This is a genomic window from Marinobacter sp. P4B1 (assembly GCF_001447135.1).
GTDB lineage: Bacteria > Pseudomonadota > Gammaproteobacteria > Pseudomonadales > Oleiphilaceae > Marinobacter > Marinobacter vinifirmus.
Genome location: NZ_LLXM01000013.1, coordinates 98,396 through 112,834 on the forward strand (window position 1 = coordinate 98,396; position 14,439 = coordinate 112,834).

General features: G+C 58.8%; 12 protein-coding genes. 9 read left to right on the forward strand and 3 right to left on the reverse strand.

The genetic code is table 11. The features are described 5' to 3' along the window. Positions 1-101 precede the first annotated feature (101 nt). The 4 genes from AQ621_RS09930 to lnt all read left to right on the forward strand — a co-directional run bounded on the left by AQ621_RS09930 (position 102) and on the right by lnt (position 3,937). Positions 102-1,088, forward strand: coding sequence for a PhoH family protein (locus AQ621_RS09930; RefSeq protein WP_022989707.1), 987 nt, complete (start codon positions 102-104; stop codon positions 1,086-1,088). Next, on the forward strand, positions 1,085-1,558 hold the full coding sequence (gene ybeY / locus AQ621_RS09935; protein WP_058341324.1) for an rRNA maturation RNase YbeY: 474 nt from the start codon (positions 1,085-1,087) through the stop codon (positions 1,556-1,558). The genes AQ621_RS09930 and ybeY overlap by 4 nt, the downstream gene beginning before the upstream one ends. Then, positions 1,555-2,400 carry an HlyC/CorC family transporter gene (locus AQ621_RS09940; RefSeq protein WP_022989709.1) on the forward strand — a complete coding sequence of 282 codons (846 nt, stop codon included), beginning with the start codon at positions 1,555-1,557 and terminating at the stop codon, positions 2,398-2,400. Before ybeY ends, AQ621_RS09940 begins: the two co-directional genes overlap by 4 nt. A 67-nt stretch (positions 2,401-2,467) precedes the next feature. After that, a complete protein-coding gene (gene lnt, locus AQ621_RS09945; protein WP_145840277.1) occupies positions 2,468-3,937 on the forward strand; it encodes an apolipoprotein N-acyltransferase in 1,470 nt (489 codons plus the stop codon). Between the two features lie 157 nt (positions 3,938-4,094). Here the strand turns inward: lnt and AQ621_RS09950 are convergent, their stop codons facing one another. Beyond that, entirely contained in the window at positions 4,095-4,643 is a 549-nt protein-coding gene (locus AQ621_RS09950) for a zinc ribbon-containing protein (protein WP_058341326.1), read from the reverse strand. A 183-nt stretch (positions 4,644-4,826) separates the two neighbouring features. Between AQ621_RS09950 and leuS the strand changes: the two genes are divergently transcribed. The 5 genes from leuS to AQ621_RS09975 all read left to right on the forward strand — a co-directional run bounded on the left by leuS (position 4,827) and on the right by AQ621_RS09975 (position 10,197). Further along, the gene (gene leuS / locus AQ621_RS09955; RefSeq protein ID WP_058341440.1) at positions 4,827-7,412 is read left to right on the forward strand and encodes a leucine--tRNA ligase; all 2,586 of its coding nucleotides are present in this window, start codon (positions 4,827-4,829) and stop codon (positions 7,410-7,412) included. A gap of 1 nt (position 7,413) precedes the next feature. Continuing rightward, the gene (gene lptE, locus AQ621_RS09960) at positions 7,414-7,995 is read left to right on the forward strand and encodes an LPS-assembly lipoprotein LptE (RefSeq protein WP_058341327.1); all 582 of its coding nucleotides are present in this window, start codon (positions 7,414-7,416) and stop codon (positions 7,993-7,995) included. Continuing rightward, the gene (holA, locus tag AQ621_RS09965) at positions 7,992-9,005 is read left to right on the forward strand and encodes a DNA polymerase III subunit delta (RefSeq protein ID WP_058341328.1); all 1,014 of its coding nucleotides are present in this window, start codon (positions 7,992-7,994) and stop codon (positions 9,003-9,005) included. Before lptE ends, holA begins: the two co-directional genes overlap by 4 nt. 104 nt (positions 9,006-9,109) lie before the next feature. Further along, the gene (locus tag AQ621_RS09970) at positions 9,110-9,373 is read left to right on the forward strand and encodes a hypothetical protein (RefSeq protein WP_022989716.1); all 264 of its coding nucleotides are present in this window, start codon (positions 9,110-9,112) and stop codon (positions 9,371-9,373) included. A 188-nt stretch (positions 9,374-9,561) separates the two neighbouring features. Continuing rightward, entirely contained in the window at positions 9,562-10,197 is a 636-nt protein-coding gene (locus AQ621_RS09975) for an endonuclease (protein WP_058341329.1), read from the forward strand. 273 nt (positions 10,198-10,470) lie between these two features. On the opposite strand, the gene AQ621_RS09980 is transcribed toward AQ621_RS09975, so the two are convergent. After that, the gene (locus AQ621_RS09980) at positions 10,471-12,261 is read right to left on the reverse strand and encodes an acyl-CoA dehydrogenase C-terminal domain-containing protein (protein WP_058341330.1); all 1,791 of its coding nucleotides are present in this window, start codon (positions 12,259-12,261) and stop codon (positions 10,471-10,473) included. Between the two features lie 223 nt (positions 12,262-12,484). Next, complete coding sequence (locus tag AQ621_RS09985) at positions 12,485-14,284, reverse strand: acyl-CoA dehydrogenase C-terminal domain-containing protein (protein ID WP_058341331.1); 1,800 nt, start codon at positions 14,282-14,284, stop codon at positions 12,485-12,487. Positions 14,285-14,439 lie beyond the last annotated feature (155 nt).

The window sequence follows — 14,439 nt, forward strand, 5'->3', positions numbered from 1 at the left end:
TGTGGAAGCGAACCCACGCATCGGCCATACTGCCCAATTCAAGAAATGCATGCTCCGGCCTAAACCACCCGGGCCAGAGTTAAAACCAGAACGGAGCAATATTGAACACTCACGATACCAGACAATTTGACCTGCACCCGGTGAACCAGCGTCGGCTGGCGACTCTGTGCGGGCAGTTTGATGAACACCTGAAGATGATTGAACAGCGCCTGCAGGTGAAAGTCGGCCGGCGCGGGCATCATTTCCGGGTGGAAGGCCACACTGAAAACGTGGCGGCGGCTACCGAGGTCATCCGGCACCTGTACCGGGAAACCGAGGCCAGTGAGGACATTCCGCCGGATACCGTGCACCTGTTTATCCGCGAGACCGGCCTTGAGCGGCTTCCGGATGACGTGCCTTATGATGAGGGCCAGATTACCGTCATCAAGACCCCCAAACTGACCGCCAAGCCCCGGGGCCGGAATCAGCAGAAGTATGTGCACAGCATACGCACCCACGATATCAACTTTGGCATCGGACCGGCGGGTACGGGTAAGACCTGGCTGGCCGTGGCCTGCGCGGTTGAGGCACTGAAAGACGAGCAGGTGAAGCGGATTCTGCTGGTTCGGCCAGCGGTGGAAGCCGGTGAGAAACTGGGCTTTTTGCCCGGTGACCTGGCCCAGAAGGTGGACCCGTACCTTAGGCCGCTGTACGACGCGCTTTATGAAATGCTGGGCTTTGACCAGGTTACCCGTCTGATCGAGAAGAGCGTGATCGAGATTGCGCCGCTGGCGTTTATGCGCGGGCGCACGCTGAACAACTCGTTCATCATTCTGGACGAGAGCCAGAACACCACACGGGAGCAGATGAAGATGTTCCTGACCCGGATCGGTTTTGGCTCTACGGCGGTGATTACCGGTGATACCACCCAGGTGGACCTGCCCCGGGGCCAGAATTCCGGCCTGATTCACGCCGCCGGCGTGTTGAGCAAGGTGCCTGGCATCGGCTTTACCCGTTTTGAAGCCAAGGATGTGGTGCGCCACCCGCTGGTTCAGCGGATTGTGGAAGCCTACGATTCCTTTGATGACGGGAGTTCCGGCAGCCGATGAACAAGCTGACTGTGGACTTCCAGATGGCCTTTGACGGTGCGGGTGTGCCGGATGAAGCGCAGTTCCACAGCTGGGCCGAAAAGGCCTGGCTGGGCGAGGATCCGTCCGAGGTGACCATCCGTATTGTCGATAACGACGAGAGCCGGGAGCTGAACCACCAGTACCGGGGCAAGGACAAACCCACCAATGTTTTGTCCTTCCCATTTGAAGCGCCAGCGGGTATAACGATGCCATTGGCCGGAGATCTGGTTATTTGCGCACCGGTTGTTGAAAAAGAGGCGCAGGAACAGCATAAAGAGCCTGTAGCCCACTGGGCTCATATGGTGGTGCACGGTATGTTGCACCTTCAGGGCTACGACCATATTGAAGATAACGAAGCCGAGGTCATGGAAGCCCTCGAGGTTCGGCTGCTGTCGCAGCTCGGATTTGCTAACCCTTACGAAGCAGAGGAAACGGAACCAGACTCATGAGCGACGATCAGTCGAGTCGCAGCCAGGGCAGCAAGTCCTGGCTGGAGCGTATATCACAGGCCTTTTCCAGCGGGCCTGAGTCCGTTGAGGACGTGCTGGAAATTCTGCGGGACGCCGAGTCCCAGAGCATTATTGATACCGATTCCATGAGCATCATCGAAGGTGCCATGCAGGTGATCGATATGCGGGTGGATGAAATCATGATTCCCCGCTCACAGATGATCACAGTGAAAGCCTCCCAGGAACCGAAAGAATTCCTGCCCGAGATCATGTCATCTGCCCACAGCCGTTTCCCGGTGATTGGTGAAAGCCCGGACGACGTGCTGGGTGTTCTGCTGGCCAAGGATCTGCTGCCGCTGGCCCTGAATAACGATCTCAACTGGTCCCGCATCCGTGAAATCCTGCGCCCGCCCACCTTTGTGCCCGAGAGCAAGCGGTTGAACCAGCTGCTCAAGGAGTTCAAGGAAAACCGCAACCACATGGCCATCGTGGTGGATGAGTACGGCGGTACGGCAGGCCTGATTACCATTGAGGATGTGCTGGAGCAGATCGTCGGCGAGATCGAAGACGAACACGATTTCGACGAAGAAACGCACATCAAGGCCCGGGGCGATGGCACCTTTGCGGTGAAAGCCGTGACTCCGGTTGACGACTTCAATGAATTTTTTGGCACCGGCCTGGACGAAGAAGAGTTCGATACCATTGGCGGCCTGGTACTCAAGGAGTTCGGCCACCTGCCCAGACGGGGCGAAACGGTTGAATTCGGCGGTTTGCAGTTTACTATTGCGAACGCCGATAACCGAGTCATCCGTTTGCTGCAGGTAACCCGAAGTGAGTCATGAAAACGGCCTGAGCCATCCGCTCAACCTGAAATTTACTGCCCATCCCTGGCTGGGGCTGGTGATCCTGATGATCGCCGGCGCCCTGCAAACCCTTACCTTCTCCCCGTTCCATATCTGGGCGCTGGGGCCGGTATCGGTTCTTCTGATCCTCCTGGTTACCCTGAACCTGCCCTCGGAGAAGCTGTTTCGCGCCGGCTGGTTTGTCGGCCTTGGGCTGTTTGCCTCCGGCGTGAGCTGGATTTACATCAGCATCAGCAAGCACGGCAACACCTCGGTGCCCATCGCGGTTCTGCTGATGGTGTTGTTCGTTGCAGGGCTGGCGCTATTCCACGGGCTGGCGTTCTGGTTCTGGGGCAAGCTGGCCAGGCAAAGCATGGTGCGACGGTTGATTCTGTTTCCCGCCATCTGGCTACTGGGGGACTGGCTCCGGGGCTGGCTGCTGACCGGCTTTCCCTGGCTGTACCTGGGCACGGCCCACACCGATGGCCCACTGGCCGGGCTGGCACCATTAACCGGTGTGCACGGGCTGACCTTCTGGATCGTGGTTACCGGCGCAGCAGCTTACGGGGCGTGGTGGCTGATCCTGGCTGGCCGAAAAACTGCGGCGGGTGCAACGGCGGCGATCGCGGTATTACCCTGGCTGCTGGCTCCTGCCCTTAACCAGGTCAGCTGGACCAGTATCAGCGAGGAGCCGAAAAGCTTTGCTGCCATGCAGGGCAATATTCCGCAACAGATCAAGTGGGATCCGGAATTCCTGAAAGACCAGATTGTGGCGTATCTGGGGATGACCGAAGAACACTGGGATAAAGACATCATCCTGTGGCCGGAAACCGCCATTCCCATTCCCCAGGACCAGGCCGGCAAGATCATTGACCACATCGAGGAACGGCTTGGCGAGAACAGCACACTGATTTCCGGTATTCCCTGGTATGGCTACAGCGGCGAAATCGAAGACTACACCTTCCACAACAGCATCCTGGCGGCCGGTGGCGGCGAGGGCATATACCACAAGCAGAAACTGGTGCCTTTCGGCGAGTATGTGCCGCTGCAGGGATTACTGCGGGGCCTGATTGGCTTCTTTGACCTGCCCATGAGCAGCTTCACCCCGGGCCCGGGCCAGCAATCCGGCCTGAGCGCCACCGATACCCGGCTGATGCCCTACATCTGCTACGAAGTGGCCTACCCGGATTTTGTGGCGTTCAACGCGCGGAATACCGGCATGCTGGTGACCATCAGCAACGATGGCTGGTTCGGCGATTCCATCGGCCCCCTTCAGCACCTGCAACTGGCCCGCATGCGCGCCCTGGAAACCGGGCGCTACATGCTGCGCGGCACCAACAACGGGGTGACGGCCATCATCAACGAAAAAGGCCAGATCACCGAGCGCATCCCCCAGTTCCAGCGGGCCGTACTCACCGGCGAGGTATTCTCCGCCACCGGCAGCACGCCCTACATGCAGACCGGCTCCTGGCCAGTGCTGACCCTGGCGGTGATTCTGATTGTTTTCGTGCGGGAGCGGGTGATTACTAAAAACTGACTTTTTTGCCACGAAATCCACGAAAAAACACGAACAAAGATTACTGACTGGAACCTAAAACGTCTTCGTCTTTAATTTCGTGTTCTTTAGTGGATTTCGTGGCAAATCACTTTTCTTTTTCTTTTTTCCGTGGATTCCGTGGATTCCGTGGCAAAAATCACCCTTCTTTAGGCGGCCACCGACTGGTCACCCGTTCAAAATAGTGGGAACCGCAGGCCTCACAAGGGTGCAGGTGGCTGGTTTTGGTCAGGCACAGCATATGGCTGCAGTTCAGGCAGCGGAACATGCCGGCGGTGGCCACTTCGCCGGAGATGTAGTGGCTGACATCTTCGTTCTCCAGCTTCTGGGACAGCTCCAGGGTATCTACCAGGGTCTGGTCCGCCACCGACAGCAGGCGGTCGGCCAGGGTCTGTTCCAGCAGGGAGATGTCCAGCTGCAGCCACTCTTTCAGGCCTTCCCCGGTTTCCTCCACAAAGTGCATCAAATGCTGGAGGTCCCGCTGCAGGTACGCGCCCAACAGGTCGGCTTCCTCCCGGGTCATCTCCTCCAGTTCGTATTCAAACTCGACCGCCTTCTGCACTTCTTCTTCCAGAGTCTGCAGGGATGTCTCCTGCAGATCGTGCAGGCGGGCCTGCACCCGCTCCAGCATTCGGTCATAGGCCTCGAGGGCTTTACCTGAAAGGTGACTGCGTTCCGGTTCTGTCATAACGGCTCCTTCAACCTGACTTCCAACCTGACTTCGGGGCACTGGCCTGCGGCCTTCGCCATTACTGACAGTCTGGCACATCCCGCAGAATTTGGCAGACTACCTGTTAAGCCTTCGGTGCGTTAGAATGTTCGGCCTTTTCGAACATCCTTTTCTCACAGGGTACTTTTGGTAATGGCAGGAATGGACGAGCAATACAACCCACGTGACGTAGAACAGACCGCCCGCAACTTCTGGGAAACCAACGAAACCTTCAAGGTGAAGGAAGAGCCGGGCAAGCCCAAGTACTACTGCCTGTCCATGTTCCCCTACCCCAGCGGCAAGCTGCACATGGGCCACGTTCGCAACTACACCATCGGCGACGTGATTTCCCGCTACCAGCGCATGCAGGGCAAGAACGTGATGCAGCCTATGGGCTGGGACGCCTTCGGCCTGCCTGCGGAAAACGCCGCCATTGCCAATAAGTCCGCTCCGGCAAAGTGGACCCGCTCCAACATCGATTACATGAAGAACCAGCTCAAGCAGCTGGGCTTCGGTTACGACTGGAGCCGTGAACTGGCCACCTGTGACCCGGAATACTACCGCTGGGAACAGTGGTTCTTCGCCCGCCTGTACGAGAAGGGCCTGGTGTACAAGAAGATGTCCACCGTTAACTGGGATCCGGTTGACCAGACCGTCCTGGCCAACGAACAGGTGGTTGACGGCCGCGGCTGGCGCTCCGGCGCGCTGGTAGAGCAGAAAAAGATTCCCCAGTGGTTCATCCGCATCACCGACTACGCGGAAGAACTGCTGAACGACATGGACGACCTGGAAGGCTGGCCGGAACAGGTCAAGACCATGCAGCGCAACTGGATCGGCAAGTCCACCGGTACCGAGCTGACCTTCCCCCTGAAAGACCGTGAAGACGGCCTGACCGTTTACACCACCCGCCCGGACACCCTGATGGGCGTGAGCTACATGGCGGTCGCTGCCGAGCACCCGCTGGCCAAGGCAGCAGCAGAGCGCCACCGCGACGTGGCGGAGTTTGTGGACCAGTGCCGTAACAGCAAGGTAGCTGAGGCCGAAATGGCCACCATGGAAAAGAAAGGTATTGATACCGGTTTCAAGGCCATCCACCCGCTGACCCAGGAAGAGATTCCGGTTTGGGTCGCCAACTTTGTGCTGATGGACTACGGCACCGGCGCCCTGATGGCCGTACCGGGCCACGATGACCGTGACCACGAGTTTGCTCGCAAATACAAACTGGCCATCAAGCAGGTGATTGCACCAAGCAACCACGAAGATATCGATGTTCAGGAAAAGGCCTACACAGAAAAGGGTGTACTGGTAAGCTCCGGCAAATACAGCGGCCTGACCAGCGATGAAGCCTTCGAGGAAATCGCCAGCTACCTGGAAAGCAACGGCATCGGCAAGCGCACTGTCAACTACCGCCTGCGGGACTGGGGTGTTTCCCGCCAGCGTTACTGGGGCGCGCCCATCCCGATGATGACCCTGGAAGACGGCACCGAAATGCCGGTTCCGGACGACCAGCTGCCGGTTCGCCTGCCGGAAGATGTCGAGATGGACGGCGTGCAGTCGCCCATCAAGGCCGATCCCGAATGGTGCAAAACCGAATACAACGGTCAGGCTGCCACCCTGGAAACCGATACCTTCGACACCTTCATGGAGTCATCCTGGTACTACGCCCGTTTCTGCAGCCCCAACTACGACAAGGGCATGCTGGACCCGGCCGCCGCCAACTACTGGCTGCCGGTAGACCAGTACATCGGCGGTATCGAGCACGCCATCCTGCACCTGTTGTACGCCCGCTTCTTCCACAAGCTGCTGCGGGACGTAGGCCTGGTAAACAGTTCCGAGCCGTTCAACCGCCTGCTCACCCAAGGCATGGTGCTGGCCGAAACTTACTACCGTAACGAAGACAACGGCGGAAAGACCTGGTTCAACCCGGCGGACGTCACCGTAGAACGCGACGGCAAGGGCCAGGTGGTACGCGCCATCCTGAAAGCCGATGGCCAGCCGGTGGAAATCGGCGGCGTTACCAAGATGTCCAAGTCCAAGAACAACGGCATCGATCCCCAGTCGATCATCGATGAGTTTGGTGCCGACACTGTGCGCCTGTTCATGATGTTTGCCGCACCGCCAGAGCAGTCCCTGGAGTGGTCTGACAGCGGCGTAGAGGGCGCGCACCGCTTCCTCAAGCGCCTGTGGCGCATGGTGACCGAGCATGCGGCCGGCGGCGATGTTGCTGCCCTGGATGCCAGCGCTCTGAACAGCAGCCAGAAAGACCTGCGCCGCAAGACCCACGAGACCATTGCCAAGGTCAGTGACGACATCAGTCGCCGCCTGACCTTCAACACCGCCATTGCAGCCGTAATGGAACTGCTGAATGAAGTGGGCCGCCTGGGTGATGACGAACCCCAGAGCCGCGCCGTGCGCCAGGAAGCCCTGGACACCGCGGTACGGGTGCTGGCTCCGATCGTGCCTCATATCTGTCATAAACTCTGGCAGGTGCTGGGCCACAGTGAGCCGGTGGTTGACGCCAGCTGGCCGGTTGCCGATGAAAGCGCCATGGTCCGCAGTGAGATCGAAGTGGTTCTGCAGGTCAACGGCAAGGTACGGGCCAAGGCCACAGTCCCGGCCGATATCAGCAAGCCGGACCTGGAAAAGCTGGCCCTGGAGAACGAAAACGTTCAGCGTTTTGTTGAAGGCAATACCGTTCGCAAGGTGATTGTAGTGCCCGGCAAACTGGTCAACGTGGTGGCCAACTGATATGACCACCACCGCCCCGTTCCTGAAAGCGTTGAAACTCGCCGCCCTGGCACTGGCTACCCTGGTGCTGGCCAGCGGCTGCGGCTTTCAGTTACGGGGCACCTCGCCGGTACCGGCCGCGCTGCAACCCCTGGCGGTAGACTGCCCGGACAACCTGCCCGGCCGCTTCTGTCAATCGGTCCGGGATCAGCTGACCCTCGGCGGTGTCCAGGTTGCTGACAGCGCCGCCCAGGCCGATTACATCCTGCGCCTGCGGGATTACCGGCAGGATCGCCGGGCCTCGGCCATTACCGCCCAGGCCGCTGCCGCAGAGTACGTTCTGCGCCATACTGTCGCCATTGAACTGCTCACGGCTGACCGGATCCCGCTGATTGCCAGCACCAACCTGAATGCCAGCGAAACCTACCGCTACGACGAAACCAACGTACTCGCCAAGCAGCGCGAGGAAGAGGAGCTTCGGCAACAGCTAGGCGACCGGTTGGCCCAGCAGGTTATCTTCCGCCTGGCGCCCATGACCCGGGAACGGATAGACGCCATCATCGACGATTACCGGGCCAGCCAGGAACAGGCTGAGCCGCAATGAAAACCCAGCCTGGCCAGCTCCCTCAGTTACTGAAAAAAGGCCTGGCACCGGTTTACCTGATCTCCGGTGATGAACCCCTGCTGGTTCAGGAATGTTGTGACCAGGTTCGAAAGGCCGCCCGGGAAGCCGGTTACCAGGACCGCCTCACCTACCACGCAGATCACCAGCTCGACTGGAACTCCGTAGCAGACGAATGCAACGCCATGTCGCTGTTTGCGGAAAAACGCCGGATCGAGATTCACCTGCCCACCGGCAAACTCGGCGATGGCCGCAAGGTACTCGAGCAAATCCTGCAGGCCCCGCCTGAGGACGTCATCCTGTTGCTGATAAGCGCCAGGCTGGATGCCGCGGAAACCAAGCGTAAATGGTACAAGGACCTTCAGAAAACCGGCGTACATGTGCCGGTGTGGCCGGTTGAGGCGGACAAATTCGCCAACTGGCTGCAGCAACGGGCAAGCAATCAGGGGCTGAGCCTGACCCGCGGTGCACTGGGAATGCTGGCTGAACGGCTGGAAGGCAACCTTCTGGCTGCGAGCCAGGAGCTGGATCGCCTGACACTGCTGACCAACGGCAAAACCATTGACGAGGAAACCGTAGAGCAGGCAGTCCAGGACAGCGCCCGCTTCAACGGCTTTGAACTGGTCACCGAGCTGCTCACCGGCAAGGCCGGCCACGCCAGCCGCATCATCGGCGTACTGCAGCAGGAAGGAGAAAATCCCCTGGGCCTGCTGAGCGTGCTGGTGCGCGACCTGAACATGATTATCGAGCTGAAGACCGCCCTGCCCCCGGGCGACAACCCCTCGGGCTTCCTGAAGAAACGGGGCGTTTTCCAGCCCCGGCGAGCGTCTGCCATCCAGCAGGCAGCCCGCCGCCTGACCCTGCCCCGCCTGAACCAGGCCCTCGCCCTGTGCAGCCTGACTGACCGGGCCGCCAAGGGCTTTGATGACCTGACGCCCTGGCATTACCTGCGTGACCTCTCAATTCTGCTGGCCGCAACCCGTAACGGCTGACCTGGATCAAACCCGTGAGAGTACCGGCCCCGGCGGCACTTGACACGATTTTGCAATCGGGCGCATTGTACATTCTCCACTCAATCAGGGAAGGAGAACCTGCCATGAGCCTGCAAGACGAATTCAACAAGCTGTCCGAGAAAGTCAGACAATACCGCGACGAAGCCAAGGTGCAGATGCACCTGGCCAAGGAAGATGTGAAGGACGAATGGGACGACCTGGAGCAGAACTGGGACAAGTTCCGTTCGAAGCTCGACCAGATTTTCCATGACGCAGAAGATGCCAGCCAGGAAGCCCGGGAAACCGCCCGCAAGATGGGTGAAGAGCTAAAATCCGGCTACCAGAACATCCGCAACAAGCTGAAGTAAACGTTAACCCGTTAACAAACAGACACATCAAGACAGGCACAGAGACACACGTCTCATCGTCTCTGTGCCATACTTCACAGTAAGAAATGAATCTTACGTCATAATTTTGTCGTGTTGTTCATTTTGCCACCAACTTGCCGTCTGGCTGGCCAAGGAATATGGCACATACTGTGAGGTATACCTGTCATATGAAAAAAGTTACTGCGCTCTCTGTCACTCTCGCCCTGTCTCTCTCTGCCGGTCTGGTCACTGGCCAGAACATCCGTTTCAGTGATCCCGAAACCGTTATCAAGAATGAGTTCTGGGGCAACCTATATGCGGAAGGCGGTTCATCGTTCTTCTGCGAAAAACCGTTTACCAGCAAGGGCTTTGTGCTGACCGACGGTTATATCTACCCGCTGGCCGATGTGCGTTCCGCCTTGGATTGCGGTACTACATCCCAGTGCAAGCGGGATAACCGCTACCGGCAGATTGCCTCGGATTTGCACAATATGGTGCCGGTTACCAGCCGGATAGAGATGCGTCGCCGCAATGCCCGCTATGAAAACATTGGCGCCAGTGCCCAACCGGACGACTGTGGTATTCGTGAAAGCACCCAGTTTTTCGAGCCACCCGAGCATGCCAAGGGTGATGTGGCCCGGACGATGGCGTACATGGTCGATACGTACGGTTTGCCGTGGTTGGGGGCTACTACGCTGTTCCAGGGCTGGAACGAGATGGATCCGCCGGATGATGGCGAGTTGGCGCGGCATGGCCGGATTGCCGAGATTCAGGGTAATGAGAATCCATTTGTGGTTAATCCCGGGTTGATTAGTCGGCTCTGAGGCTTTGATCTCACTTTGGGAGTAAGCACCAGTCAGGGGGTAGCTTTCCAAAACACGCTGTGGATACGTCCGTGTACGCTCTGCTCCGCCATCCCTGGCTCCGCAAGGTTTTGGAAAGCTACCCCCTGACTGGCGCTCGCACTTCTGCGATCAGCTACACAAGGTTTCGGAAGGGCCTCCCCGATCCAACGCCCGGACATTTCAGCTAACACCAAACAAAAAAGCAGGCCACCTGGGCCTGCTTTTTTGCTTTCTGGAAGAACGAAACCTGTATCAGATTTCGTTAGCCGCCAGAGCCATCATGGCATCGCTGCCACTGCGAATACCTTCGGCCAGGGACACGGTCTTTGGCAGCAGGCGGTCGAAGTAGAAGCGGGCCGTTTTCAGCTTGCCGGTGTAGAAGCCGGAGGTGTCAGCCTCTGCCTTCGGAGCGGCGGCTTTGACGGTTTTGGCCCACATGTACGCCAGGGCGGTGTAGCCGAACATGTCGAGGTAGTCGACTGCAGCTGCGCCGATGGCGTTGGGGTTGTCGCCGGCTTGTTTGATGACGTGTTCGGTAACGTCGGACAGGCGCTCAACAGCAGCCGCCAGCGGCTCAAGGTAAGGCTTGAGGGCGGCGTCGCCGGTGTTTTCTTCGATGAAGGTGGCTACGTCCTGTACGAACAGTTCGTACAGCTGGCCCTGGCTGCCAACCACTTTACGACCCATCAGGTCCATGGCCTGGATGCCGTTGGTACCTTCGTAGATCTGGGTGATGCGGCAGTCACGTACCAGCTGTTCCTGGCCCCACTCGCGGATGAAGCCGTGGCCACCGAATACCTGCTGGCCGATGATGGTGGTTTCCAGGCCGCGGTCGGTCAGGAAGGCCTTGGCGACGGGGGTCAGCAGGGCAACCATGCCTTCGGCGTGTTTGCGCTGTTCGTCGTCCTGGGAGTACTTGGAAATATCCAGCCACTGGGCCACGTAGGTAGAGAAGGCACGGCCGCCTTCCACGTAGCTCTTCATGGTCAGCAGCATGCGGCGTACGTCCGGGTGTACCAGGATCGGGTCAGCGGCTTTTTCAGGCTGCTGGGCACCAGTCGGCGCACGGCTCTGGATACGCTCGTTGGCGTACTCGCGGGCGCTCTGCAGGGAAGCTTCGGCGGCGCCGATGCCCTGGATGCCCACACCCAGACGCTCGTAGTTCATCATGGTAAACATGGCGGCCAGGCCTTTGTTTTCTTCACCGACCAGCCAGCCCTTGGCGCCGTCGAAGTTCATCACGCAGGTAGCTGAGCCTTTGATACCCATCTTCTTCTCGATGGAACCGCAGCTGAACTGGTTGCGCTCGCCCAGGGAACCGTCGTCATTCACCATGAACTTGGGCACCAGGAACAGGGAAATACCCTTCGGACCTTTGGGCGCGTCCGGCAGCTTGGCCAGCACCAGGTGGATGATGTTCTCCGCCATGTCGTGCTCGCCCCAGGTGATAAAGATCTTGGTGCCAGTCACGTTGAAAGAGCCGTCGTCATTGGGCTCGGCCTTGGTGCGGATAATGCCCAGGTCGGTACCGGCGTGGGGCTCGGTCAGGTCCATGGCACCGGACCATACGCCGGAATACATGTTGGGCAGGTACTTCTCTTTCAGCTCCTGGCTGCCGTGGGCGTCCAGGGCCAGGCAGGCACCGGCGGTGAGCATCGGGGCCAGGCCGAAGGCCATGTTGGCGCCCTGCATCATTTCTTCAAACTGGGCCACCAGGGTTTTCGGCATGCCCATGCCGCCGAATTCCGGGTTGCCGCCCAGGCCGTTCCAGCCACCCTCAACGATGGTCTGGTAGGCTTCCTTGAAGCCTTCCGGGCTGGTTACTTCGCCTTCGTTCCACTTACAACCCTGCTCGTCCGCTTCGCGGTTCAGGGGCGCCAGTACGCCGCCGGTGATCTTGCCAGCTTCTTCAAGAATCGCGTCGGCAGTGTCCGGGTCTACGTTTTCGGCAATCTTTGGCAGTGAGGCCCAGAGTGCGGGCGCGTCGAACACTTCGTTCAATACAAAACGCATGTCACGAAGGGGTGCCTGATAATCAGCCATGTATAACTCTCCAGAAATTCAGTCAGTCACTTGGGGAACCGGGTAACAACGCCTTCTGTGTAAAGGTCTTCGGGTTCGCCCGCTCGGCTATGTGTCCGAAACAAGGTTGTTATTCTGTGGCCCGCCATTCTACCTCAAACGTGCCACCAAACTCATGAAAAAAGCCCGCCTCCGAGCGGAGAACGGGCTTTTGCTGTGCCTTCAACCAGATAGCAACCCCGTCTTAGATAACGAAGGCTTCTTCCGGCATATCCAGCAGGCTGTCTGCACCGGCCAGCATGGTTTCTGCGTGGGTCTTGGTGCGCGGCAGCAGGCGCTTGAAGTAGAAGCGCGCAGACTGAACCTTGGCGTTGTAGAACATCTCCTCGGAGGTGCCTTCGGCCATCTTGTCCAGTGCCACCTTGGCCATACGGGCCCACAGGTAGGCGAATACCGCGTAACCGGAGTACATCAGGTAGTCCACCGCAGCGGCACCGACTTCTTCACGGTTCTTCATGGCGGTCATACCAACCTTCATGGTCAGATCGCCCCACTCCTTGTTGATCGCAGCCAGCGGCTCGATGAACTCTTTCAGCTGCTCGTTGTCGGCGTTCTCTTTGCAGAAGACGTGAACCTGCTTGGTGAACACTTTCAGAGCTTCGCCCTGGGTCATCAGAACCTTACGGCCCAGCAGGTCCAGCGCCTGGATACCGGTAGTACCCTCGTAGATCATACCGATGCGGGAATCACGAACGTTCTGCTCCATGCCCCACTCAGCGATAAAGCCGTGGCCACCGAATACCTGCATACCCAGGTTGGCAGACTCGTAACCGATCTCGGTCAGGAACGCCTTGGCGATCGGAGTCAGGAAGCCCAGCAGTGCATCGGCGTGCTTGCGCTCTTCTTCGGTCTTGCCACTGTGAACCACGTCCACTTGCTGGCCAGCCAGGTAGATCAGGGCGCGGGCGCCTTCCGCTACAACCTTCTGGGTCAGCAGCATGCGGCGTACGTCCGGGTGCACGATGATCGGATCAGCAATGCCGTCCGGGTTCTTCGGACCACTCAGGGAACGCATAGCCAGGCGATCCTTGGCGTAGGCGAGGGAGCCCTGGAAGCCCAGCTCTGCAGCACCCAGACCCTGGATGGCCGTGCCGATACGGGCGGTGTTCATGAAGGTGAACATGCAGTTCAGGCCTTTGTTCTCAGGACCGATCAGCCAGCCCTTGGCGCCGTCGAAGTTCATCACGCAGGTCGCGTTACCGTGGATACCCATCTTGTGCTCCAGGGAGCCACAGGAAACCGCGTTACGCTCACCGGCAGAACCGTCTTCGTTCGGCAGCTGCTTGGGCACGATGAACAGGGAGATACCCTTGGTGCCTTCCGGTGCGCCCGGCAGACGGGCCAGTACGATGTGGACGATGTTCTCGGCCATGTCGTGCTCACCGGCAGAGATGAAGATCTTGGTACCGGTGATGCTGTAGGTGCCGTCAGCGTTCGGCTCGGCCTTGGTGCGCAGGGTGCCCAGGTCAGAACCACAGTGCGGCTCGGTCAGACACATGGTACCGGTCCACTCACCGCTGATCAGCTTGGTCAGGTAGGTCTGCTTCTGCTCTTCGGTGCCGTGGGCTTCGATGGTGTTGGTGGCGCCGTGGCTCAGACCCGGGTACATACCCCAGGACCAGTTGGAGGTACCAACCATTTCACTGACCACCAGGCCGATGGAGTGCGGCAGGCCCTGGCCACCGTAGTTGGGGTCGGCAGTCATGGACGGCCAGCCACCTTCAACGTACTGCTGGTAAGCTTCTTTGAAGCCGGTCGGGGTTTTCACACCGTCTTCGCTCCAGGTACAGCCTTCCTGGTCACCTACCTGGTTCAGCGGAGACAATACCTGCTCACAGAACTTGGCGCCTTCCTGGATGATGGCATCAACCATATCCGGAGTCGCGTCTTCAGCACCTTCCAGATTGGCGTAGTGCTGCTCGCTGTTCAGCAGCTCGTTCATTACGAATTTAATGTCACGCAGGGGCGCTTTGTATTCAGGCATGGAATCCACCTCGGTTTGGTCTCGGCTGAATGCAGTAACAGCCTTCGGCCTTGGGTTTGCTCAGACACCACGATGCGCTGCACCGCAGCCTTAATTAAACACTTGTTTGAAACATACGTTTTGAGGCACGGAATTGTCAATAGCCCTGAGCAAAT